This is a genomic window from Streptomyces sp. XM83C (genome assembly GCF_023072675.1).
Lineage (GTDB): Bacteria > Actinomycetota > Actinomycetes > Streptomycetales > Streptomycetaceae > Streptomyces > Streptomyces thermocoprophilus.
On the sequence record NZ_JALLGL010000077.1, the window covers coordinates 1 to 21857 of the forward strand.

Here is a 21857-nt window from a genome sequence, read left to right on the forward strand (position 1 = left end):
GGCCGGGGGCGGAGGCCGGGAAGTCATGGGCGCCGCCGGGGGCGGAGGCCGCGCGGTCGTGGCCCTGGCCGGGGGCGGAGGCCGCGGGGGTCTCCGCGCTCCCGCCAGGGCCGGGGGTGCCGTCGCTGTCGCCGGGCCGGGGGCCGGACGGCTGCCGGGTGCCGAACCAGTCGTCCGAAGCCCCGGCGCGCCGACCCGCGGCCCTGGGGCCGGCTGCAGGAGCCCCGTCGGCCGCGCCGGGCCGCCGTCGGCCGAGCGGGTCGTCGAGCCGGGCGATCCGGGCCCGCAGTTCGGCGCAGCGCGCGGTGGCGCGGTCGAGGTCGTCGCGGGCCCAGGCCAGATCGAGACGGAGGGCGGCGATCTCCTCCGGGGCGGTGGTGGAGGCGAGACGCCGGGTGAGGCCGGTCTCGCGTTCGGAGGCGTACTTCTGCTCGCGGAGCATGACGTCGAGCCGGTCCGCGAGGGCGTCGCGGGCGCCGGGCCGGGCATCGTGGGCGGCGAGCGCGGCGGCGTGCAGCAGCCGGGCGTGGTCCGTCTCGGCGGCGGCGGCCGGGCCGCCGTACCGCGCCGCGTAGTCGGCGAGCAGCGCCTCGACCACGTCCCACGGGGGCATCTCACGCCCGTCGAGACAGGCCCGCATACCGTCGGGGTCGCGTTGCCAGAAGACACCGCACCAGCCGACGCCCTGGTCGAGACGGCTCAGCAGCCCGTCCAGCCAGCTTGTGAACTCCCTCACCCTGCCCGGGAGTTGTTCGACCGCCATAGCTCAGACTCCCGTCCGGACCGGAAGCACTCCGACCGGTAGCCAACACGAGTCGTGTTACGGCGTGGCTACAGGGAGTTTTCAGGGGCGGTGCGGCGGAAGGCGGGGCGTCACACCCGAACCGGCGTGCACCTGCTCGCGATCTCGTCCATGGACAGCCCCAGCGCGCCCGCGAGCGCGGCCACGGTGAAGAAGGCGGGGGTGGGCGCCCGGCCGGTCTCGATCTTGCGCAGGGTCTCGGCGGAGATCCCGGCACGCGTGGCGATCTCGTTCACGCTGCGGTCGCCGCGCGCCTCGCGCAGCAGCCGGCCGAGCCGCTCGCCGCGCTCGCGCTCTTCGGGGGTCAGTGGGGTGCGCACCATGAACCCCATTCTAATACCGGTATAGTAATTGGCATGGTGGAACTCAAGACGAAGGCGTCCCTCGACGCCATGCACGAGGCCGGACAGGTCGTGGCGCGTGCCCTCACCGCCGTGCAGAAGGCCGCCGGCGTCGGCGTCTCCCTGCTGGAGCTGGACGAGGTCGCCCGCGACGTGCTGCGGGAGGCGGGGGCCTCCTCCCCCTTCCTCGGCTACCTGCCCTCCTTCGCCCCGACCCCCTTCCCGGCGGTGCTGATCACCTCCGTGAACGATGCGATCGTGCACGGCATCCCGACCGCGTACCGGCTGCGCGACGGCGACCTGCTCTCCATCGACTTCGGTGCCGAGCTGGGCGGCTGGGTGGGCGACTCGGCGCTGAGCTTCGTCGTCGGCCGGCCGCGCGCGGAGGATCTGCGGCTGATCGAGACGGCGGAGCGGGCGCTGGCGGCGGGCATCGAGGCGGCGGTGGTCGGCAACCGCATCGGGGACATCGCCCACGCCGTCGGCTCGGTGTGCCGGGCCGCCGGGTACGGCATCCCGCAGGGCTTCGGCGGGCACGGGGTGGGGCGCCGTATGCACGAGGACCCGGAGGTCCCGAACGAGGGCCGGCCCGGACGCGGACTGCCGCTGCGGCCCGGCACGGTCCTGGCGATCGAGCCGATGGTCATCGCGAGCGGCCGCGACGGCCACCACGCGGCCCCCGACGGCTGGACGCTGCGCACCGACGACGGCAGCCGAGCAGCCCACGTGGAACACACGGTCGCCATCACGGATGCGGGCCCCCGCATCCTCACGGCCCGCTGACCCCTCCGAGCACACCCGGCCCCACGCCCCGGCTGCACATGCCCACCGGCACGACCCGTGACATCGTGGGCATGAGCGACCCCACCCCCGGTTACCCGGCTCCGGAACGTCTCAGTGAAGGAACGGAGCGCCATGACCAGCGGCTATTACGGCCCGGAGGGCGACCCCTTCGGAGAATTCCTCGCCCGCTTCTTCGGCGGCGGCCCCCGCCCCGGCCCCCGCCACATCGACATCGGCCGCCTGCTCAGCCAGCCGGCGAGGGAGCTGGTGCGGGGCGCCGCCCAGTACGCCGCCGAGCACGGCAGCCGCGACCTGGACACCGAGCACCTGTTGCGCGCCGCGCTCGCCACCGAGCCGACGCGCACGCTGCTGAGCCGCTCCGGCACCGACCCGGACAGCCTGGCGGCGGAGATCGACGAGCGGTCGGGGCCGGTCCAGCATCCGCCGGGCGAGTCACCGCCGCCGACCGCGCTGTCCCTGACGCCGGCCGTCAAACGCGCCCTGCTGGACGCGCACGAGCTGGCACGCTCCAGCGGCACCGGATACATCGGCCCGGAGCACGTGCTGAGCGCCCTGGCCGCCAACCCGGACTCGGCCGCCGGGCACATCCTGAACGCGGCCCGCTTCTCCCCCTCCCATCTGCCGCCCGAGCCACCGGAGGCGGCCTCCCGCACCCGGCAGGAGCGCCAGCAGCCGACGGGCACCCCGACCTTGGACAAGTACGGGCGCGATCTGACCGACATGGCGCGGCAGGGCCGTATCGACCCGGTCATCGGCCGGGAGACGGAGATCGAGCAGACGATCGAGGTGCTGTCCCGGCGCGGCAAGAACAACCCGGTGCTCATCGGTGACGCGGGTGTCGGCAAGACCGCCGTGGTGGAGGGGCTGGCGCAGCGCATCGCCGACGGGGACGTACCGGACATCCTGATCGGGCGGCGGGTGGTCGCGCTCGATCTGACCGGGGTGGTCGCAGGCACCCGTTACCGGGGCGACTTCGAGGAGCGGCTCAACACGATCGTGGAGGAGATCCGCACCCACTCCGACCGGCTGATCGTCTTCATCGACGAGCTGCACACCGTCGTCGGCGCCGGGGGTGGCGGCGAGGGCGGTTCCATGGACGCCGGCAACATCCTCAAGCCGGCGCTGGCCCGCGGTGAGCTGCATGTCGTCGGGGCGACGACGCTGGAGGAGTTCCGGCGTATCGAGAAGGACGCGGCGCTGGCCCGCCGTTTCCAGCCGATCCTCGTGCCGGAGCCGACCGTCGCGGACACGATCGAGATCCTGCGCGGCCTCCAGGACCGTTACGAGGCCCACCACCAGGTCCGCTACACCGACGAGGCGCTGATCGCGGCGGTGGAGCTGTCGGACCGGTATCTCACCGACCGGCGGCTGCCGGACAAGGCGATCGACCTGATCGACCAGGCGGGTGCCCGGGTGCGGCTGCGGGCCCGTACGAAGGGCACCGACGTACGGGCGATGGAGCACGAGGTGGAGCAGCTGGTCAGGGACAAGGACCAGGCGGTCGCCGACGAGCAGTACGAGGAGGCGACGCGGCTGCGGGACCGGATCGCCGAGCTGAAGCAGCGGATCGCGGAGGCGAGCGGGGGCGGCGAGGCCGACGAGGGGCAGAACCTGGAGGTCACGGCGGAGGCGATCGCCGAGGTGGTGTCCCGGCAGACCGGCATTCCCGTCGCGAGCCTCACCCAGGAGGAGAAGGAACGGCTGCTGGGTCTGGAGGAGCATCTGCACCGGCGGGTCGTCGGGCAGGACGAGGCGGTCGGCGCGGTCGCGGAGGCGGTGCTGCGCTCGCGGGCCGGACTGGCCAGCCCCGACCGTCCGATCGGCAGTTTCCTGTTCCTCGGTCCGACCGGCGTGGGCAAGACGGAGCTGGCGCGGGCCCTGGCGGAGGCGCTGTTCGGCAGTGAGGACCGCATGGTGCGCCTCGACATGAGCGAGTATCAGGAGCGGCACACCGTGTCCCGGCTGGTCGGCGCCCCGCCCGGATACGTCGGGCATGAGGAGGCGGGGCAGCTGACGGAGGTGGTGCGGCGGCATCCGTACTCGCTGTTGCTGCTGGACGAGGTGGAGAAGGCGCACCCGGACGTCTTCAACGTCCTGTTGCAGGTGCTGGACGACGGCCGGCTCACCGACGCGCAGGGCCGCACGGTCGACTTCACCAACACGGTCGTGGTGATGACCAGCAATCTCGGTTCGGAGGCGATCACCCGGCGCGGCGCGGGCATCGGGTTCGGGTCGACGGGCGGTGACGCGGACGAGGAGGCGCGGCGGGAGCAGATCCTTCGGCCGCTGCGGGAGCATTTCCGGCCGGAGTTCCTGAACCGCATCGACGAGATCGTGGTGTTCCGTCAGCTGAGCGGCGACCAGTTGCGGCAGATCACCGATCTGATGCTGGAGAAGACGCGGCGGCTGCTGCACGCGCAGGGCGTGACGGTGACGTTCACGGCGGCGGCCGTGGACTGGCTCGCCGAGCGGGGCTACGAGCCGGAGTACGGGGCGCGTCCGCTGCGGCGGACCATTCAGCGGGAGGTGGACAACCAGTTCTCGCGCCGGCTGCTGGACGGCAGCGTGAAGGAGGGCGACCGGGTCACGGTCGATGTGGCGGACGGACGGCTAATCTTCCGCACGGATCACCGGCCGCAGGACGGGCCGGAGAACCGTTGGCAGGACCGGCCGGAGAACCGTCCGCAGGGCCGGCCGGACCAACCGCAGGCCCGTCGGGACCCCCGGCCGGACGACCAGCCGGAAAGCCGGCCGGACGACGAGCCGCCCGCGACCGCCCTCTGACAGGCCGGCGGACGAGCCGGCCACGACCGCCCTCTGACAGGCCGGACGACGAGCCGCCCCCGACCGCCGTCTGAAGGGCCGAACAACAAGCCGCCCCCTGACGGACGGAACGCCGGCGCGCGCCTCACGTCGGCCGGACCCGGCGCCGGACGGGCCGGGGCGCCGCAGCCGCCCCGGCCCCACGCTGTCGGCCGCCGCTGCTACCGCGTCGGCCGGACCACCATCGCCGAGCCCCCGCCCCGCCGTACCTTCTCGGCGGCGGCGAGCCAGCGCCCGTCGGGCAGCCGCTGCACGCCGGTGGCGGCGCCGATCTCCGGGTTCGGCTTGAAGGAGTGCCCGATGGCCTCCAGTCGACCGCGCAGCGCGGTGTCGTCCCACAGGCCGGGCTCCAGTTCGGTCTGGGCGGCGTTGCGCTGGCTGGCGCGCGGCGCGGCGATCGCGTCGACGAGGGGCAGCCCCCGGTCGAGGAAGCCGGTCAGGGTCTGCAGGACGGTGGTGATGATGGTGGCGCCGCCGGGCGAGCCGAGCGCGACGACGGGCCGGTCGTGCCGGTCGAGCACGATGGTCGGCGAGATGGAGGAGCGGGGCCGCTTGCCGGGGCCGGGCAGGTTCGGGTCGTGCACGGCCGGGTCGGCGGGGGCGAAGGAGAAGTCGGTCAGCTCGTTGTTGAGCAGGAAGCCGCGGCCGGGGACGGTGATGCCGCTGCCGCCGGTCTGTTCGATGGTGAGGGTGTAGGCGACGACGTTGCCCCACTTGTCGGCGACGGTGAGGTGGGTGGTGTCCTCGCCCTCGTACGTGGTGGGCACGGCCCTGCCGCCGGTGGTGCAGCGGGCGGGGCGGCGCGGGTCGCCGGGGGCGAGGGGGCTGGTGAGGACGGCGTCGTCCTTGACGAGGCAGGCCCGCGAGTCGGCGTACCGCTGCGACAGCAGCTGCTTCGTCGGTACGTCCTCGTAGGCGGGGTCGCCGACCCAGCGTCCGCGGTCGGCGAAGGCGATCCGGGACGCCTCGATGTACCGGTGCAGATACTGGGCCCGGCTCAGTTTCGACAGGTCGCTGTTCTCCAGGATGTTGAGGGCCTCGCCGACGGTGGTGCCGCCGGAGGAGGACGGCGCGATGGAGTACACGCCGAGTCCGCGGTACGTCGTCCTCGTGGGCGCCTGGATCTTGGCGCGGTAGGCGGCGAGGTCCTTGGTGGTGAGGGCGCCGGGGCGGGCGTTCCAGCCGGAGGCGGGGTCCACGGGCGGGTGGTTGACGGTGCGGACGATGTCCTTGCCGAGGTCGCCGCGGTAGATCAGGCCGGTGCCCTTGCGGCCGAGTTCGGCGTAGGTGCGGGCGAGGTCGGGGTTCTTGAAGGTGGAGCCGACGACGGGGAGTTTTCCGCCGGGCAGGAACAGGCGGGCGGTGTCGGGGAAGTAGCGGAAGCGGGTCTCGTTGGCGGCGGTCTGCGAGCGGAACGTCTCGTCGACGGTGAAGCCGTCACGGGCGAGGCGCTCCGCTGGCTTCAGCACGGTCGCGAGGCGTTTGCTGCCCCACTTGTCGAGGGCGGTCTGCCAGGTGGCGGGGGTGCCGGGGGTGCCGACGCCGAGGCCGCTGCTGACGGCGTCGGCGAAGGCGAGTGGCTTGCCGTTCTCCAGGAACAGCCCGGAGTCGGCGCTCAGCGGTGCCGTCTCCCGGCCGTCGATGGTGTGCACGGTGCGGGAGCGGGCGTCGTAGTAGACGAAGTAGCCGCCGCCTCCGATACCGGCCGAGTAGGGCTCGGTGACGCCGAGTGCGGCGGCGGTGGCGACGGCCGCGTCGACGGCGTTGCCGCCGTGCTCGAGCACCTCGATGCCGGCGGCGGAGGCGTCCGCGTCGACACTGGCGACGGCGCCGCCGTATCCGACGGCGACGGGGGTCTTGCCGGTGGTGGTGTGCTGCCCGGCGGAGGGTGGCGCCGCCGCCCCCACCGACACCACGGCGGCCGAGACCGCCAGGACGGACAGTTTCCGAGCGACGGGGTGACGCATCCGCACCTCCCGGTAGAGGGACCGTTCGCGCAGCCTATTCCACCACCATGGTCACGTCAGGCAAGTACCATGCGCGCCCATGAACGACGACGTGCGCAACATCGTCCTGGGCGTGATAGTCGCCGGTATCAGCGCGGCGCTCGGCTGGCTGGCCCGTACCGCGCTGTGGCGGCGCCGGCTGCGGCGCCGGCAGGCCTTCTTCGGGCTGCCCGACAACTCCGAGTCGCTGCTGGTGGTCAACCGCGGTGCGGGCGGCCCGGACCTGTCGGTGATGCGGTACGACGTCTTCGCGCTGCTGGAGCTGGCCGCGCTCATCAAGGACTGCAACGCCTACGCCCAGGTGGTGCCGCACGACATGGCCCGTCAGGGCTTCGGGGAGCGCACCGAGTTCTGCGTGGGCGGGCCGGCGTCGAACCGTCGTATGGCCGCGCATCTGTCGTCGCTGCTGCCGGGGGTGCGGGTCAATGTGGACTCCGAGCCGTCGCCCGACCGCGGCGCCTTCCAGATCGGCTCCGAGGTGTACCGGGTGGAGCCGGGGAAGGCCGAGTATGTGCTGCTGGCCCGGCTGACGGTCGACCAGAGTCACGGCACGCGGCCGGTGTTCCTGTTCTGCGGGCAGACCGCGATCACCAACCAGGCGGCGACGCGCTATCTGGCCCGCCATCACGAGCGGCTGCGCCGCAAGCACGGCAACGGCTCGTTCGTACTGCTGCTGAAGGTCGTCAACTCGCAGGCGTACGGCCCCGATGTCGTCGAACAGGTCGCGGATGTGACGCGGGCGGCGCAGGCCCCGCTGCCCGTTCCGGCGCCCACCTCGCACCGGGCGTCGTCCTGAACCCGGACGGCCCGGGCGGCCCGCGTGGCGGAGAAGGTACGGCGAGCACAACCCGTCCGGCGCGCGGCTGACCTTCTCCTCGCTCGCGGGGGACCCGTGGCGTGGGCCCCGCCCGCCTGCGCGAGCAGTGATCTCCGGCCGCGCGGCCGGCCGGGTATGGCTCTGTGAACCGCTGCCCCCGGGCGGGGAGAAGGGGCTCGGGCCCCGCAGCAGCGTCCCCGGTTCGGCCGCGGCGGCTCACGCGGCCTCACATGTGCCGGCCGGGAGACCGGCCGTCAGCACGGGGACGAAGGATTCATCGTAGTCGAGGCCCGCGGCGGCGGTGGCCGGGGCCGCCGCCGGGTGGCCGGCCGGTGCGTCAGGGGGCGCCGGAGGAACGGCCGGTGGCGGCGGTCGCGCCCGGCGCAGCCGGGGTGGCGGTGCGTGCCGGGCGTCCGGCGGCGGACGGTGCTTCGCGGGCACGGCCCGGGCGTGTGCGGTCTGCGGATCATCGGTACGGGCACTCCCCCGGTCAGTGCTCGACGGTCCTCGACGGCGGCGTCACGCGGTCCGGTCCGGATAAATCGACGGCCATGCGCAGCCCTGCCCACCCTCCGCTGTGTCGTGGTCCCGCAACCTATCCACGCTGACCGCCCCACACAGGACGACACGCACCTTTCGGGCATTAGCCGTATTTACGTCAGACGGTCCGCGCCTACGCCCGGATGCCGGCCGCGGCGGGCGCCTCCGAGGTGGGCCGGGGTCTCACCCTTCGGCGACCTCCGCGTACAGCTGGGAGAGTTCGGGCACACCGCTCGCCGCCCACTCCTGCCCGGCCCGGACGACGTCGACCTCACGTCCGGACGCCAGCCGCACGACGGGTTCCCGCCCGGCACGGATCTCCCAGGCGGCGCCGGGCACGGTGCGCACGACGACCGTGCCGAGGTACAGCCCGGCGTCGTGCCCCAGGTCGGCCAGGGTCTCCGCGTCGTCGCGCCAGCGCGGCGCGAGCTGGTCGAGTCTCTCCAGGGAGACGGCCGAGTCGTCGAGTTCCACACCCTCCCGCTCCGCCTGTGAGCGCAGCAGTCCGCACTCGGCGAGGAGCGCAGTGATCGCATCGGGGTCCGCGAAGGACGCCCGGGTTCCGCTCTTCTTGCGGCCGATGCCCAGAAAAGGGATGTTCATGGCGTCCAGCCTGGCACCGGCTCCCTCCGCCGCACCACAGGCGCGCGGCCGTCACGTACGGCCGATTCACTCCCGTCGCCGCGCATGCCTCGTTGACGGGCACCGTCCGCCTCCCTAGCTTCTCGGTGCGCGTCCGCACCGTCGCGGAGCGTGACGGCGATCGGGAGGAGTCTTGGTGCGCCGAGGTGTCCGGGCCATGGTGCTGGCCCTCGCCCTGGGTCTGGCGGGCGTGTCCGGGGCGGCGGGGGCCGCGGTGGCCGTGCCGTCGCCGTCCGCGCGGACGGCCGTACCGCTGCCCGTGGAGCAGCTCTTCGACAATCGTGCGATCAGTGACGACGCCCGGCCGGAGGAGGCCGACTTCGACGGGGCGGGCGGTTCCCTGTCGGCACGGACGCTGACGGCGGCGGGCTGGACGCCGGGCCGGGAGCTGACCGTGCAGGGAGCCCGGCTGACGTGGCCGGGCAGCGCGCCGGGCGAGCCGGACAATGTGCGCGCCGCCGGGCAGCGGGTCCGGGTCACGGGCCGAGGCGACGCGCTCGCGTTCCTCGTCGCGGGCACCGCCGGAGCCGACACGGGCGGTACGGGCACGGTCGGGTACGCCGACGGCTCCCGCTCGTCGTACGTGCTCACCGCGCCCGACTGGCGCACGGGACCGCTCGCGACGAAGGCGGTGGCGCTGCCGTACCGGAACACCCCGTCCGGGACGGTCGCCGAGCGGGTGCGGCTGTACGCGGTGACGGTGCCGTTGCCGCCGGGCCGGGAGGTCGCCTCGGTGGACCTGCCCCACGCGCCGGATCTGCATGTCTTCGCGGTGTCGGTGCGCTCCGCGTCGGCGGGCTGGACGGGCAGCTGGGCGCGGTCGACCGGCGGGTACGCGCCGGTGGGACCGTGGACCGACCGGACGCTGCGGCTGGTGGTGCACACCTCGGCGGGCGGGCCCCGGGTGCGGGTGCGGCTCGACAACACGTTCGCCGCCGCGCCGGTGCGGATCGGTGCGGCGACGGTGGCGGTGCGCGGCACGGGCGCGGCGCCGCGGGGCACGCCGGTGCGGCTGGCGTTCGGCGGCGCGACCGGTGTGCAGATCCCGGCGGGGGCGCAGGCCGTCAGCGATCCGCTGGGCTTCACCGTGCCGGCCGACGCGGATCTGCTGGTCAGTCTGCATCTGCCGGGGACGGTGACGGCGGTGCCGGTGCACCAGGTGGCGATCCAGACGTCGTATCTCGGCGAGCCCGGCGACCACTCGGCGGACACCTCGGCGGCTGCGTTCACGGGGACACTCACGTCCTTTCCGCTGCTGACCGGTGTGGACGTCGGCGGCGGTCCGGGCTCGGTGGTGGCGTTCGGCGACTCGATCACCGACGGGCACCGGTCGACACCCGACGCCAACCGGCGCTGGCCGGACGTGCTGGCGGACCGGCTGCTCGGGCAGAGCGAGGTGCCTCGCTACGGGGTGCTCAACCAGGGCATCGGCGGCAACCGGGTGGTCACCGACCGGTACACGGGCGACGGCGTCTCCACGGACCAGTCCGGGGTGAGCGCGCTGCACCGCCTGGACCGGGACGTGTTCGCGCAGACATCGGTCCGGACGGTGGTGGTCCTGGAAGGCGTCAACGATCTGCTGGCGGGGACACGGGCCGAGCAGATCACGGCGGGCCTCGCGGAGATCGCCGAGCGGGCGCACGCGCGGGGCCTGCGGGTGCTGGCGGCGACGATCACACCCTGCGAGGGCTGGGGGACGTGCACGGCCGCCGTGGAGTCGGAGCGGGCCGCGGTCAACGCGTGGGTGCGCACGGCCGGCGTGTTCGACGCGATGCTCGATTTCGACGCGGTGGTACGCGACCCGGCCCGGCCGACGCGGATCCTGCCGGAGTACGACGGCGGCGACCATCTGCACCCCGGGGACGCGGGGCTGGCGGCGATGGCCGGGGCGGTGGACCTGCGGCTGCTGTGACGCGGCGGCGGGGCGGGCGGAGCGTGCCGCCGGCCGTGGCGTCGCCCGGCGCGGGGGCCCTCGGACGCGGGGGTCTCGCCGAGCGCGGTCGGTCACCAGGGGCGGCCCCGGCGACCGACGGCCGGCCCGCCCCCGCGTGCCCGGCCGGCCGGGGCCTCAGACGTCCAGGTCGACGACGACCGGCGCGTGGTCGGAGGCACCCTTGCCCTTGCGCTCCTCCCGGTCGACGTAGGCGTCCTTGACGGCGCCGGCGAAGGCCGCGTTGCCGTAGACGAGGTCGATGCGCATGCCGCGGTTCTTCGGGAAGCAGAGCTGGCGGTAGTCCCAGTAGGTGAACGGCCGGTCGTACTTCAGCGGGCGCGGCACCACATCGGTCAGGCCGGTCTCCCGCAGGGCGGCGAGGGCGTTGCGCTCGGCCTCGGTGACATGGGTGGAGCCCTCGAACGCCGCCGGGTCGTAGACGTCGGCGTCTGTGGGCGCCACGTTGTAGTCGCCGAGGACGGCGAACGGGCGGCCGCCCTTGGCGTCGTCGGCGACGGCCGCCTTCAGGGCCTGGAACCACTGGAGCTTGTACGCGTAGTGCGGGTGGGCGACCTCGCGGCCGTTCGGCACGTACACCGACCAGACGCGGACCGGGCCGCAGGTGGCGGAGACGGCGCGGGGCTCGACCACGCCGTCGTAGCCGGGGTCGCCGGGGAGGCCCTTGACGACGTCCTCCAGGCCGACGCGGGAGAGCACCGCGACGCCGTTCCACCTGCCGGTGGCGTGGACCGCGGCCTCGTATCCCAGCTCCCGCAGCTCGGCGGACGGGAACTGCTCCTCGGCGACCTTGGCCTCCTGAAGGCACAGCACGTCCGTGCCGCTGCTCTCCAGCCAGGCCAGCAGCCGCGGGAGGCGGGCGGTGATCGAGTTCACGTTCCAGGTCGCGATACGCATGTTCCACAACCTACCCGCCGCCACTGACAACGCGGCCCCGTCACCTCCACGGCCTCACACCCGCGCGGCCTCGCCCGGGGTCAGCCGCAGATGCTCGGTGCCGCCGAGGGCGCCGATCTGCCGGTCGTAGATCGGCCGGGCGAGGTCGGTGAGCAGCGCGTCGTGGATGTCGTACGCGCGGACCGGCGCGACCTCGCGGACGTAGTCGATGACCTCGGAGATCTTGTTCCAGGGTGCGTGCACCGGCAGCATCAGCGTCTCCACCGGCCGGCCCGGCACGGTCAGCGCGTCACCGGGGTGGAACACCTTCCCGCCGTCGACGAGATACCCCACATTGGTGATACGGGGGATGTCCGGGTGGATGACGGCGTGGAGTTCGCCGTGCACCTCCACCTCGAACCCGGCAGCGGTGAACGTGTCGCCGTGGCCGACGGTGTGGACACGTCCGGGGAAGGCCGCCGACAGCTGGTCGGCGACCGCCTTCAGCGTCCAGATCTCGGCGGCCGGCTCGGCCTCCAGGGCGGCGCGCAGACGCCCCTCGTCGAAGTGGTCGGGGTGCTCGTGGGTGACGAGGATCGCGTGGGCGCCGACGGCCGCGTCGGGCTCGCTGAAGCCGCCCGGGTCGACGACGAGCGTGCGCCCGTCCTTCTCCAGACGGACGCAGGCGTGCGACATCTTCGTGAGCTTCATGGTTCCATCCTGCCTTCGGGTCTCGGCGTGCCGCGGCCCGGCGGCTCACTCGACGGGGGTGGTCTCCTCGCGGATGACCTGCTGGGCCACCCGGAAGGCGCGGTGCGCGGCGGGGACGCCGCAGTGCACGGCCGTCTGAAGCAGTACTTCCTTGATCTCGTCGGGGGTGAGCCCGCTGCGCAGCGCGGCACGTGTGTACGGCGCCAGCTCGTCGGCGTGCCCGCCGGCGACCAGCGCGGCCAGGGCGACGCAGCTGCGGGTACGGCGGTCGAGGCCGGGCCGGTCCCAGATCTCGCCCCAGGCGTAGCGGGTGACGAGGTCCTGGAAGTCGGCGGAGAAGTCGTCGGCCTGGGCGAGTTCCCGGTCGACGTGGGCGTCGCCGAGCACCTCGCGGCGGATCTTGATGCCGGTCTCGTACAGGTCGGGCGGACCGGTGGGCGCGGGCGGGACGGGTGCCGGGGGGATCTCGGCGATGGGCTGGACCTGCGGCGGCTGCGCCTGCGCCGGCACGGAGACGGCGGCGGGCAGGACGGTCTGCCCGGTGGAGGTGTCGAACACCGGCTGCCAGGCGGTGGAGAAGTGCGTGACGAGCAGGTCGGTGACGGCCGCCGGCTGCTCGACCGGCACCAGATGGGAGGCGCCGGGCACGACGGCGAGGCGGGCGTCGGGAATGCCGGCGACCAGGGTGCGTGCCTCGGCGGGCCCGGTGACCTGGTCCTCCGACCCGACGAGCACCAGCGTGGGCACTCCGACACGGCCCAGTTCGGGCCGTACGTCGAACGCGGCGAGCGCCTCGCAGGCGGCGATGTAGCAGCCGGGGTCCGTGGTGCGGACCATCTGTACGGCCCACTCGGTGATCGCGGGCTGGGCGGCGGCGAACCCGCCGGTGAACCAGCGGTCGGGCGCGGTGCGGGCGATCGGGTCGAGTCCGTTGGTCCGCACGATCACCCCGCGCTGCCGGAACTCGTCGGCGGTGCCGAACCGGGGCGAGGCGGCGATCAGCACCAGCGACGCCAGCCGCTCGGGGTGACGCAGCGCCAGCTCCACCCCGACGGCCCCGCCCAGCGCACAGCCCGCGTAGCCGAACCGCTGCACACCGAGCGAGTCGAGCGTGGCGAGCAGCCGGGCGGCGAGCTCGGCGACGGACCCGGCCGGGTGCGCGGGCGCCCCGCCGTGCCCCGGCAGATCGAACCGCAGCACACGCCACTGCCGGGCCAGCTCCGGGACCTGACGGTCCCACATGTGCCAGGTGGTACCCAGTGAGGGACCCAGGATCAGCACCGGAGCTTCTTCCGGCCCGTCGAAGCGGTATTGCAGGATGTTCGGGGGTGTCTCACTCACGCCCCAGACTTTCTCACGTCTCACGAAATCTCACACGGCCAGGTGAGCCCGGCGGCTCGTGACCTCGCGGCGCGGCACGCCCGGCACCACCGAGACCCTCATGGGTCCACGTACGGGTTCTTCGATGTGCGCACCTGACCGTGGGGACAGTGCGTCCTCCCGGCTCGCGCACCCTCCCAATCCCTGCGCCGCACAGCTTCCCACCCTCGGCACGGCTTCCAGACGGTCTGGTTTGCAGCAAAGCGTGTAGTGCCGTCCCCAAGGATCGGCATGACGCACCTGAAAACCTTCCGGGATTCACCGACGAACAGCCCGAACGCCACACGGCGGGCAAGCTCTGCCTTGCCTCGCAGGAGGGGAGACGTTGGCCGTAGCCTGGCCGCCCCTCCCCCCTTGCCGTCGCTGGTCCACAGCCAGCAGCGGCCTCCGAGTCCACTCGATTTGACTGCCATACGGCTGGGCAGGTCGCTAAATCGGCAGGCCGCCTGAGTCACGCTTGCCCCTCCGTCGCAGCACCGTGCAGGCCGTCCCACGTTGTGGCGGCTCCGCGGAGGTCCTCCACGTCCGGCTTCACGTACCACTTCTCGGTGGGCTTGCGCTTGATGGGGGTGGTCAGCCATGTGCCGGCGCCCTGGTAGGCAAGATCGGCCAGGACGGGAACGCCTTGGCGCTCGCAGATCCGGATGATCCGGTGGGTGCGGGCTGCAGTCAGGTCTTGGGCGCGGCCCGGGAGGGCAGGCGAGAGCCACAGCAGCCGGCCGTCGGGATCGGTGACGACCTGCACGTTCACGCCGTGGCACCGGTGTTTGTGGGAGTGGTCGGCCCGGCCGTCGCCGACCCGGTCGCACTCGGCGAGGGTGCCGTCGAGCAGGACGAAGTCGCGATCGTGCTCGCGCAGCGTCTTCAGCAGACCCGGTGCACGTTCGGCCAGCAGGTCGACGACCGCGCTGGTGTAGGCGTGGGCGGTGGACTCGCTGATCCCGAACCCGGCGGCGATCTTCGCGAGGGTGGTGTGTTCGCGCAGGTACACCAGTGCCACCATCACGCGCTGCGACAGACGGAGCTTGCAGCGGCGGTCGCCCTCACGGGTGATGAGCAGCATGGTGACCCACTCCACGAGTGCATGCGGCAGGTCGAGTGCGGCAGGATGGATGACCAACGAGGCCCCCGAGCAACGTGATTGAGACGTCAGACATCTCGATCAACCGCTCGGGAGCCTCGCTCGTCGCGCTTCACGGCCCGTCACCCGATCGGTGGCCAACTCGAAGAAGCTCAGTGATCGCCGTACGGGACGACGACGGCGAACGGCTCGGCGAGCAGGAACTCGTCGACACCCTGATGCTGATGATCGGGGTGGGACACGAGACCACCGCGAACCTGCTGGGCAGCGCGATCATCGAACTGCTCTCCCGTCCCGAGCGGCTCGACGCGCTGCGGACGGGCCGGACGACCTGGCCGGACGTGATCGAGGAGACGCTGCGGCTGCACGGCCCGGTCGCGCACATGCCGCTGCGGTTCGCGGTGGAGGACATCCAGCTGACCGAGGTGACGATCCGGCAGGGCGACGCGATCCTCGTCTCCTGCACGGCGGCCGGCCAGGATCCCGCCCAACACGGCCCGGACGCCGGGGAGTTCGACCCCACCCGTGAGCGTCGGGAGCACCTGGCTTTCGGGGACGGCGTGCACCACTGCCTCGGTGCGCCGCTGGCCCGCATGGAGGCGGGCCTGGCGTTGCCCCGGCTCTTCGCGCGCTTCCCCGCGATGCGACTGGCCCGCCCCGCGAGGAGATCCCCGGCTCCGGCTCCTTCATCGCCAACGGCCCCCGCGTCCTGCCGGTGTGGCTGCACGGCACGCGGTCCTGACGGTCGTACGGCCCGTGGTGACCGGCCGGCGCTGGTGCGGGCGCGCAAGCGGCGACCGCCACCCGGGATCCCGACCCGTCACCGCCGGCGAGCCGCCACGGGACCGGCGCCCACGGCGTCGCCACCGCCCCCTCGGACCCCGCGCGGGAGACGGCCCTCGCAGCCGGACCCGGCGGACCGTGCGCCCCTCTCCGCCGCCCTCCCGTCCTCCCCCGCCGCTCCCGCCTCACGACTCCACCTCCACATCCGCCTCACCGCTCCACCACGTCTGTGCCCGGGACGCCCCCGAGGCCGGGCCCGGCCGCGTCAAGCTCTGCGCCGCCAGCCAGCCAGAAATGGCACGCCGCCTAGTGAAGCTGGGAATGGACGGCATCTCCGTGTCTCCAGAATCTGCCGCCCCCGACTGCAACGACACCTCGCAAGCAGCCGGTTCCTGACCCTCGCGGCACCGTACGTCCGTGGGCTGCCGGACTCCTGAGGCCGTCAGGCCCACGGCCGGGCGGGGCGGCGGGGTCACCATGCCTCCGAGTCCGCCGAGGTCGGGGGCATCGGTCCGTGCGCGTGGCGTCGGCGCAGGCGGCCTGCGAGCAGGGGCAGTACGAGGACCGAGATCATCGCGGCGCCCACCAGGGCCGCCGTCTCGTCGGTGCCGAGGAGTTTCTGGTCCACGGCGATGGTCGTGATGGCCACGACGAGCGGCAGGCATGTGGCGGAGAAGAGCGCGAGGGCCGGGCGGTCGCCCGCGGGCAGGCCGCGCGGGGCGAGAAGGTACACGGGGCCGCCCCGCACCAGGAGGAACAGCAGCAGGAACACGGGGACGAGCAGCAGGGACCGTCCGTCGTGCAGCAGGGCGTCGAGATCGAACTCGATGCCGGTGACGATGTAGAACAGGGGCACCAGGAAGCCGAATCCGAGGGCCTCGACCCTGCCGACGATCTCGGCGCTGTGCTCGGGTGCGGCGCCGTGCAGGATCAGTCGGGTGAGCATGCCGGCGGCGAAGGCGCCGAGGAGGATGTCCAGGCCGAGCACCTGCGACAGGCCCAGCATTCCGGCCAGAACGAGCATCACGAAGCGGACGGCGAACTGTCCGCTGCTGTGCAGGGTGTTGTCGATCAGCCGGGAGAACCAGGGCGGGCGCGGGCGTACGGCCCACAGGACCGCGCCCGCGGTGATCACCGCGAAGGCCACCAGCAGCACCGCCGACTCGCCGGGGCGGCGCCCGCTCAGCAGCAGCGTGATCGCGACGATCGGGCCGAACTCTCCGACGGCGCCGAACGCGGACATCACCCTGCCGAACGCGCTGTGCAGGTCGCCGCTGTCGCGCAGCAGCGGCAGGACGGTGCCCAGGGCCGTGCTCGTCAGCACCGTGCCGATGGCGAACGCCTCGAACGTCTCCCCGCCGCTGATCGCGAAGCCGAGGCCGATACCGACGGTGATGGAGATCAGCCAGGCCCACAGGGCACGGCGCAGGGTGCCGCCGCGGATCTGCGCGAACTCGATCTCGTACCCGGCCAGGAAGATCAGCATCGCCAGTCCCAGATCGGACAGGGTGTCGACGACCTGACCGGGGTGGACCCAGCCGAGCACGTCCGGGCCCAGGAGGATGCCGAGGACGATCTCGAAGATGACCAGCGGGATGCGGATGCGGACGGCCACGCTCTCCGCCAGCAGGGTGGCGAGGACGGCCGCCGCCATGATCAGGACGAGGGTGCCGGGGTGGGACATGGGCCGCTCACCGCGGGTGAGGGCATGTGTGCCGGCGGGGGTTCACGTCTGCCGGTGCGGCCGGCCCGGCTTCGGCGCTGCGCGACATTGAGGGCCTCCCTCGCCCGGCGACGGTTCCGCGGGGGCCGGCACCTCGCGGGCGGCGGCCACTGCCACCCTCACCCGTCGGATGCGCCCGCACGAGCACATGTACGCCACACAGGTGACGGGGTCCGCAGGGGCCGGGCCGGCACTGTGCGTGCGCGCCGGGCGGGTGATCGGGGCGAGGGACCGTCGGGCTAGGGTTCGGTACGAGCGAGAGGGGTGGGAGTGTGACAGGAGCTGCTCAGGGGTCCGGTTCGGTGGAGGGCGCGCGCAACAGGCCTGCGTTGGTCAGTGCGTGGGCCGCCTTCCTGGGTGTCTGTCTGATCCTGGGTGTCTTCCTCACCCCGGTGTTCTGGCTGCTGTACGGGGGGTTCTACACCTTCCTGCTGTTCGTGTTCGGCATCGTCGCGGTTCTCGCGGGGCATCGGGGCCGGCGCCGGGGCAAGGCCCTGGGCGGGCGTGACCGGGGTACGGCGCTGCTCGGCATCCTGGCCGGCTGGGGGCTGATCTTCTTCGGACTGCTGCTGGTCCTGGCCTACGCGGGGCTGATGGCGGGGCTCGCCGTCCTCGTCGACTCCGCTTCCTGAGCGACTCCGCCTCCCGAGCGGTCCCTGCCGCCGGTCGGCCGACGTCCGACGTCCGGCGGCGGGTGAGCGTACCGTGAAAAGGGCGTGGCACTCGGGCGTCGCGCGGGGGCTCGCCGGACTGTCTCGCCGCGCGACGCCCCGGCCCAGGGGCATCGGGAGCCAGTCCGGTGGCACGGCCGGGCGGAACAGAAGGCCGTCGATGACGACGATCGGTGTCGAAGAGGAGTACCTGCTGCTCGACCCGGTCACGGGTCTGCCCGTGCCCGTGGCGGACAAGGTGCGGTCCCAGGCCGGGCCGGGGCGGCTCGCGGCCGACCAGGAGGTCCACTCCGAGCTGCTTCAGGCGCAGGTGGAGGTGGCCACCCCGGTGTGCGGCAGCCTGGAGGAGGTGGGCGGCCATCTGCTGCGGCTGCGGCACGCCGTGGAGGAGGCAGCCGAGGCGCACGGCTGCCGGATCGGGGCCTGCGGCACACCCCCGCTGCGCCACGGCCATCCCGTCGCCGTCACCGACCGTGCCCGCTACCGGGCCCTGCGCGCCCAGGCACCCCAGCTCGTGGCGGAGCAGCTCGTCAACGGCATGCATGTGCACGTCGGCGTGCCCAGCCGGGACACCGCGGTGGAGGTCCTCAACCGGATCCGGGTGTGGCTGCCGACCCTGACCGCGCTGTCCGCGAACTCCCCGCTGTGGGACGGCCACGACACGGGGTTCGCCAGCTGGCGCACCGTGATCTTCGGCCGCTGGCCGGTGAGCGGCATGCCCCCGCGTTTCGCCGACCTCGCCGACCACGACCGGCGGGTGCGGACCCTGCTGGACAGCGGTCTGGTCGCGGACACCGGCCAGCTGTACTGGCACGCCCGGCTCTCGGCCCGGTATCCCACCGTCGAGGTGCGCTGCTTCGACGTGCAGCTCCGCCCGGACGACGCGGTGATGATCACGGGCCTGGTCCGGGCCCTCGTGGAGACGGTGCTCGCGGAGGCCGCCGCCGGTGCTCCCCCGCTCGACTGCGACCAGGAACTGCTCCAGGCCGCCATGTGGCACGCCGCCCGCCACGGGCTGAGCAGCACCCTGGTGGACCCCGGGGGGCGGCAGCGCCGGGCCGGCGAGATGCTGTACGAGTTGCTGCGCTATGTCGCGCCCGTGCTGGAGGCGTCCGGCGACGACCGGCAGGTGACGGCGCTGGTTCACCGCCTGTTGCAGCGCGGCACCGGCGCCGACCGGCAGCGCGCCGCCCTCGCCGAAGGGGGCCTGCCCGGCGTGGTCGACATGGTCACCGCGCGGAGCATGCCCTGACCTGCCGGCGGCCGGGCGGTGCGCACCGCCCCGTGTGCGGTTCCCGTGCGAAGGCCGCCCGACGGTCCTGGCACCGGTCGCCTGCGTGCCGCGCACGCGGGCGGGCCGACACCGTGTGCCGCACGCGGGTGGGCCGACAGCCCCGCAGCGCCCTGGGGGCGGATCGGCAGCCCCGCAGCGCCCCGGGGAGGGCGGATCGGCAGTCGTTCCGTGGCGGCCTCGGCGGTCCGGTCCGCTGCTGTCCTCGCGGTGTCCGGCCGCCTCGGACCTACAATTCGGATCCGAACGACCGGACGGCCGCGCAGGGCGGCCGGGTCCCGGTGCCAGGACGTGAGGGAGTGCGCTTGCCCGGCCAGCGATCCATTACCGAGGCGGAGAAGCTCGCGGAGGCCAAGCTCGGGGGGATTCCCGTCCGGCGTGAACGGATGGCCGCCGTGGCCAACATCTACCGGGCCGCGATGACGGTACGGCACCACCTGGAGAACTCGGTGCTGCGCGGCTCCGACCTGACGTGGACGGCGTTCGTCGTGCTGTGGGTGGTGTGGGTCTGGGGCGAGGCGGAGACCCGGCATGTCGCCGAGGAGGCCGGTATCTCCAAGGGCACGCTCACCGGTGTCTCGCGCACCCTGGAGTCGCGTGGGCTGCTGCGGCGTTCCGCCCACCCGACGGACGGGCGGCTGGTGCTGCTGTCGCTCACGGAGGAGGGCGAGGCGTTCATGCGCCGGGTGTTCCCCGCGTTCAACGAGGAGGAGGCCTTCGTCACCGGGCGGCTGACCGACGAGGAGTGCCGCGGCCTGGCCGACACGCTGCGGCGTGTGGTGCTCCAGGTCGAGGAGCGGGGCGAGGAGCGCCGCCGGTCCCTGCTCGGCGGTGACGCTCCCGCGCCCCGCCGCAGCGGGCGGCGCGCGCAGGGCTGACCCGGGCCCGCTCACCCGTGGTCCGTGCCGGGCCCGTCGTCGCGTACGGCCGGCTCACGGGGGCTCTCACGGTTGCCCGGACGCTCGTCGGGCGTGTCAGGCGCATCTGCGCCAGTGGTGGACGTAGCGGTCCAGCGGGTCTCCCTCGTACTGCCAGGGCCAGGCGCTCACCAGGCCGTCCGTCGCGTCGAACACCTGTCTGGCCTGGTCGGTGCGGCCCGCCTTCATCAACGCGTACGCGAGCAGGTTGAGGTCGGCGATCCTGGCCGCGTGGAGCAGATGGCCGGGCTGCGGCCAGCGGGCGGCGACGCGGTCCAGCAGGTGCGCGGTGTGGGGTTGTTCCCAGAAGCGGGCGGCGACCAGTGCGCCGAGGCCGTGGCCGGACAGTTCGCGGTGGTACTGGTCGACGGCAGCCGCGAGCGGCAGGCAGACCGGCGGCATCCGCTCGGGCATGACGGTGGTGAGGTCGTCGAGGAACTCGCGGCGCGCGGCGAGGCTGCCGTGCCGGTCGGGTGACAGATGGTCGAAGACGGTGAGGCAGGCCTCGCGGTTCCAGGGGTCGCGGGCCGCGATCTCCCGCCAGACCGGCGTCAGCGCCCCGCTCGGCCGGCCCTCCACGCACAGCGCCGCGAGCAGGGCGACCCAGGGGGTGGGGTCGGCGGGGGCCGCGTCGGCGGCGCGCCGGCAGAGGTCGAGGGTGGCGGCGGGGTCGTCGAGCCGGCCGGTGAGGCGGGCGGCGAGCACATCGGCCCAGGCGTGCAGGGCGAGAGCGTCTGCGCTGTGCGGGTGTTTGCGGCTCCAGCGGCGCGCGAGAGCGGGCGCGGCCCCTGCCAGTACGGTGACGCGGTGGCCGCGCCGGTCCCAGTCGTCGCCGGTGTCGCGCAGGAGTTGTTCGATCCGGGCCACCAGGATGTCCTGGGGGCCGGTGCCGGACGTGGTGGTCAGGCCACGCAGGACGCGGCCGAGCGCGGCGTCGTCGAGTTCCGGCGCCAGACGCGGTGTGTTTCCGGTACGGCGGCGGAAGAGCCCCATGGGTGTCCCCCGTCTCAGTGTCTGTCGTGCGCGGCGCGGACCAGGGCGTCGAAGAGGCGCTGCTGGGCGGGGTCCTCGTGCGCGGTGTCCTCGGGGTGCCACTGCACGGCGAGGAACCAGCCGGGGCCGCCCGGGAGTTCGACGGCCTCCACGGTGCCGTCGGTGGCGCGCGCGGTGACCGTCAGTCCGTCGCCGAGGCGGTCCACGTGCTGGTGGTGGTAGCAGGACGCCTCGGCCTTGTCGGTGCCGGTGACCCGGGTGAGGGCGGAGTCCGGGGCGAGGGTGACGGGGTGGCGCAGGTGTCGGTGGTCGCGGCCGGGGCCGCCCATGTCCTGGTGCAGGGTGCCGCCGAGCGCGGTGTTGACCACTTGCAGGCCCCGGCAGATGGCGAGGGTGGGCAGTCCGGCGGTGAGGGCCCGGCGGGCGAGTTCCAGGTCGAAGGCGTCCTGTTCGTCGTCGACGTCGTAGACGGCGTCGTGGGTGTCGGTGGCGCCGTAGCGGTGGGGGGCGAGGTCGCCGCCGCCGGGGAGGAGCAGTCCGTCGAAGCGGGCGAGGCGGGCGGCGACCTCGGCGGGGTCGGCGACTCCTTCGGGGGCGTGCGGGTGGATGGTGGCGGGCTCGCCGCCCGCCCGCCAGACGGCCTCGACGAGGGCGCGGGCGTTGACCTCGGCGGCGTGGCGGAGGGCGGAGGTGGTGGCGGAGAAG

General features: G+C 73.6%; 17 protein-coding genes and 2 pseudogenes. 8 read left to right on the plus strand and 11 right to left on the minus strand.

Annotated elements, in window-relative coordinates:
- Nucleotides 1-736 (minus strand): annotated as a pseudogene (locus tag MTQ10_RS11580) (hypothetical protein); the annotation flags it as partial.
- Between the two features lie 137 nt (nt 737-873).
- Complete coding sequence (locus tag MTQ10_RS11585; RefSeq protein WP_247465669.1) at nt 874-1125, minus strand: helix-turn-helix domain-containing protein; 252 nt, start codon at nt 1123-1125, stop codon at nt 874-876.
- A gap of 33 nt (nt 1126-1158) precedes the next feature.
- On the opposite strand from MTQ10_RS11585, the gene map reads away from it, so the two are divergent.
- On the plus strand, nt 1159-1926 hold the full coding sequence (gene map / locus MTQ10_RS11590; protein ID WP_247465672.1) for a type I methionyl aminopeptidase: 768 nt from the start codon (nt 1159-1161) through the stop codon (nt 1924-1926).
- A gap of 132 nt (nt 1927-2058) precedes the next feature.
- Nucleotides 2059-4731, plus strand: coding sequence for an ATP-dependent Clp protease ATP-binding subunit (locus MTQ10_RS11595; RefSeq protein ID WP_247465674.1), 2673 nt, complete (start codon nt 2059-2061; stop codon nt 4729-4731).
- 200 nt (nt 4732-4931) lie between these two features.
- On the opposite strand, the gene ggt is transcribed toward MTQ10_RS11595, so the two are convergent.
- On the minus strand, nt 4932-6737 hold the full coding sequence (gene ggt, locus MTQ10_RS11600) for a gamma-glutamyltransferase (protein WP_247465677.1): 1806 nt from the start codon (nt 6735-6737) through the stop codon (nt 4932-4934).
- A gap of 79 nt (nt 6738-6816) precedes the next feature.
- Between ggt and MTQ10_RS11605 the strand changes: the two genes are divergently transcribed.
- Nucleotides 6817-7572: a hypothetical protein gene (locus MTQ10_RS11605; protein WP_247465680.1), complete on the plus strand. Its 756-nt coding sequence runs from the start codon at nt 6817-6819 to the stop codon at nt 7570-7572.
- A 744-nt stretch (nt 7573-8316) separates the two neighbouring features.
- Here the strand turns inward: MTQ10_RS11605 and MTQ10_RS11610 are convergent.
- A complete protein-coding gene (locus MTQ10_RS11610; protein WP_247465682.1) occupies nt 8317-8736 on the minus strand; it encodes a DUF6278 family protein in 420 nt (139 codons plus the stop codon).
- 196 nt (nt 8737-8932) lie between these two features.
- Here MTQ10_RS11610 and MTQ10_RS11615 point away from each other — a divergent pair, with 196 nt between their 5' ends.
- Entirely contained in the window at nt 8933-10687 is a 1755-nt protein-coding gene (locus tag MTQ10_RS11615) for an SGNH/GDSL hydrolase family protein (protein WP_247465728.1), read from the plus strand.
- Nucleotides 10688-10843: 156 nt separating this feature from the next.
- Here MTQ10_RS11615 and MTQ10_RS11620 read toward each other — a convergent pair whose 3' ends face one another.
- The 4 genes and pseudogenes from MTQ10_RS11620 to MTQ10_RS11635 form a co-directional block, all read right to left on the minus strand.
- On the minus strand, nt 10844-11623 hold the full coding sequence (locus MTQ10_RS11620; protein ID WP_247465685.1) for an exodeoxyribonuclease III: 780 nt from the start codon (nt 11621-11623) through the stop codon (nt 10844-10846).
- Nucleotides 11624-11677: 54 nt separating this feature from the next.
- Entirely contained in the window at nt 11678-12313 is a 636-nt protein-coding gene (locus MTQ10_RS11625) for an MBL fold metallo-hydrolase (RefSeq protein WP_247465687.1), read from the minus strand.
- A gap of 45 nt (nt 12314-12358) precedes the next feature.
- The gene (pcaDC, locus tag MTQ10_RS11630; protein WP_247465689.1) at nt 12359-13654 is read right to left on the minus strand and encodes a bifunctional 3-oxoadipate enol-lactonase/4-carboxymuconolactone decarboxylase PcaDC; all 1296 of its coding nucleotides are present in this window, start codon (nt 13652-13654) and stop codon (nt 12359-12361) included.
- 580 nt (nt 13655-14234) lie between these two features.
- A pseudogene (locus tag MTQ10_RS11635) lies at nt 14235-14813 on the minus strand (transposase family protein); the annotation flags it as partial.
- 344 nt (nt 14814-15157) lie between these two features.
- Here MTQ10_RS11635 and MTQ10_RS11640 point away from each other — a divergent pair.
- A complete protein-coding gene (locus MTQ10_RS11640) occupies nt 15158-15994 on the plus strand; it encodes a cytochrome P450 (RefSeq protein ID WP_247465731.1) in 837 nt (278 codons plus the stop codon).
- 35 nt (nt 15995-16029) lie between these two features.
- Here the strand turns inward: MTQ10_RS11640 and MTQ10_RS11645 are convergent, their stop codons facing one another.
- The gene (locus MTQ10_RS11645; RefSeq protein ID WP_247465691.1) at nt 16030-17241 is read right to left on the minus strand and encodes a cation:proton antiporter; all 1212 of its coding nucleotides are present in this window, start codon (nt 17239-17241) and stop codon (nt 16030-16032) included.
- A 368-nt stretch (nt 17242-17609) separates the two neighbouring features.
- On the opposite strand from MTQ10_RS11645, the gene MTQ10_RS11650 reads away from it, so the two are divergent.
- The 3 genes from MTQ10_RS11650 (at nt 17610) to MTQ10_RS11660 (ending at nt 20120) form a co-directional block, all read left to right on the plus strand.
- Nucleotides 17610-17912, plus strand: a complete 303-nt coding sequence (locus MTQ10_RS11650; protein WP_247465694.1) for a hypothetical protein — start codon at nt 17610-17612, stop codon at nt 17910-17912.
- Nucleotides 17913-18111: 199 nt separating this feature from the next.
- Complete coding sequence (locus tag MTQ10_RS11655; protein ID WP_247465697.1) at nt 18112-19203, plus strand: carboxylate-amine ligase; 1092 nt, start codon at nt 18112-18114, stop codon at nt 19201-19203.
- Between the two features lie 344 nt (nt 19204-19547).
- On the plus strand, nt 19548-20120 hold the full coding sequence (locus MTQ10_RS11660; protein WP_247465718.1) for a MarR family winged helix-turn-helix transcriptional regulator: 573 nt from the start codon (nt 19548-19550) through the stop codon (nt 20118-20120).
- A 96-nt stretch (nt 20121-20216) separates the two neighbouring features.
- On the opposite strand, the gene MTQ10_RS11665 is transcribed toward MTQ10_RS11660, so the two are convergent.
- Entirely contained in the window at nt 20217-21152 is a 936-nt protein-coding gene (locus MTQ10_RS11665; RefSeq protein WP_247465721.1) for a hypothetical protein, read from the minus strand.
- Nucleotides 21153-21166: 14 nt separating this feature from the next.
- Nucleotides 21167-21857 (minus strand): gamma-glutamyl-gamma-aminobutyrate hydrolase family protein (locus tag MTQ10_RS11670; RefSeq protein ID WP_247465725.1); only part of this gene is annotated, 691 nt, incomplete at its 5' end.

What these genes read in the sequence shown, in the direction of transcription:
- MTQ10_RS11585 (WP_247465669.1), bottom strand. Translation starts at nt 1,125, where the DNA reads ATGGTGCGCACCCCACTGACCCCCGAAGAGCGCGAGCGCGGCGAGCGG.
- map (WP_247465672.1), top strand. Translation starts at nt 1,159, where the DNA reads ATGGTGGAACTCAAGACGAAGGCGTCCCTCGACGCCATGCACGAGGCC.
- MTQ10_RS11595 (WP_247465674.1), top strand. Translation starts at nt 2,059, where the DNA reads ATGACCAGCGGCTATTACGGCCCGGAGGGCGACCCCTTCGGAGAATTC.
- ggt (WP_247465677.1), bottom strand. Translation starts at nt 6,737, where the DNA reads ATGCGTCACCCCGTCGCTCGGAAACTGTCCGTCCTGGCGGTCTCGGCC.
- MTQ10_RS11605 (WP_247465680.1), top strand. Translation starts at nt 6,817, where the DNA reads ATGAACGACGACGTGCGCAACATCGTCCTGGGCGTGATAGTCGCCGGT.
- MTQ10_RS11610 (WP_247465682.1), bottom strand. Translation starts at nt 8,736, where the DNA reads ATGAACATCCCTTTTCTGGGCATCGGCCGCAAGAAGAGCGGAACCCGG.
- MTQ10_RS11615 (WP_247465728.1), top strand. Translation starts at nt 8,933, where the DNA reads ATGGTGCTGGCCCTCGCCCTGGGTCTGGCGGGCGTGTCCGGGGCGGCG.
- MTQ10_RS11620 (WP_247465685.1), bottom strand. Translation starts at nt 11,623, where the DNA reads ATGCGTATCGCGACCTGGAACGTGAACTCGATCACCGCCCGCCTCCCG.
- MTQ10_RS11625 (WP_247465687.1), bottom strand. Translation starts at nt 12,313, where the DNA reads ATGAAGCTCACGAAGATGTCGCACGCCTGCGTCCGTCTGGAGAAGGAC.
- MTQ10_RS11640 (WP_247465731.1), top strand. Translation starts at nt 15,158, where the DNA reads ATGCCGCTGCGGTTCGCGGTGGAGGACATCCAGCTGACCGAGGTGACG.
- MTQ10_RS11645 (WP_247465691.1), bottom strand. Translation starts at nt 17,241, where the DNA reads ATGTCCCACCCCGGCACCCTCGTCCTGATCATGGCGGCGGCCGTCCTC.
- MTQ10_RS11655 (WP_247465697.1), top strand. Translation starts at nt 18,112, where the DNA reads ATGACGACGATCGGTGTCGAAGAGGAGTACCTGCTGCTCGACCCGGTC.
- MTQ10_RS11665 (WP_247465721.1), bottom strand. Translation starts at nt 21,152, where the DNA reads ATGGGGCTCTTCCGCCGCCGTACCGGAAACACACCGCGTCTGGCGCCG.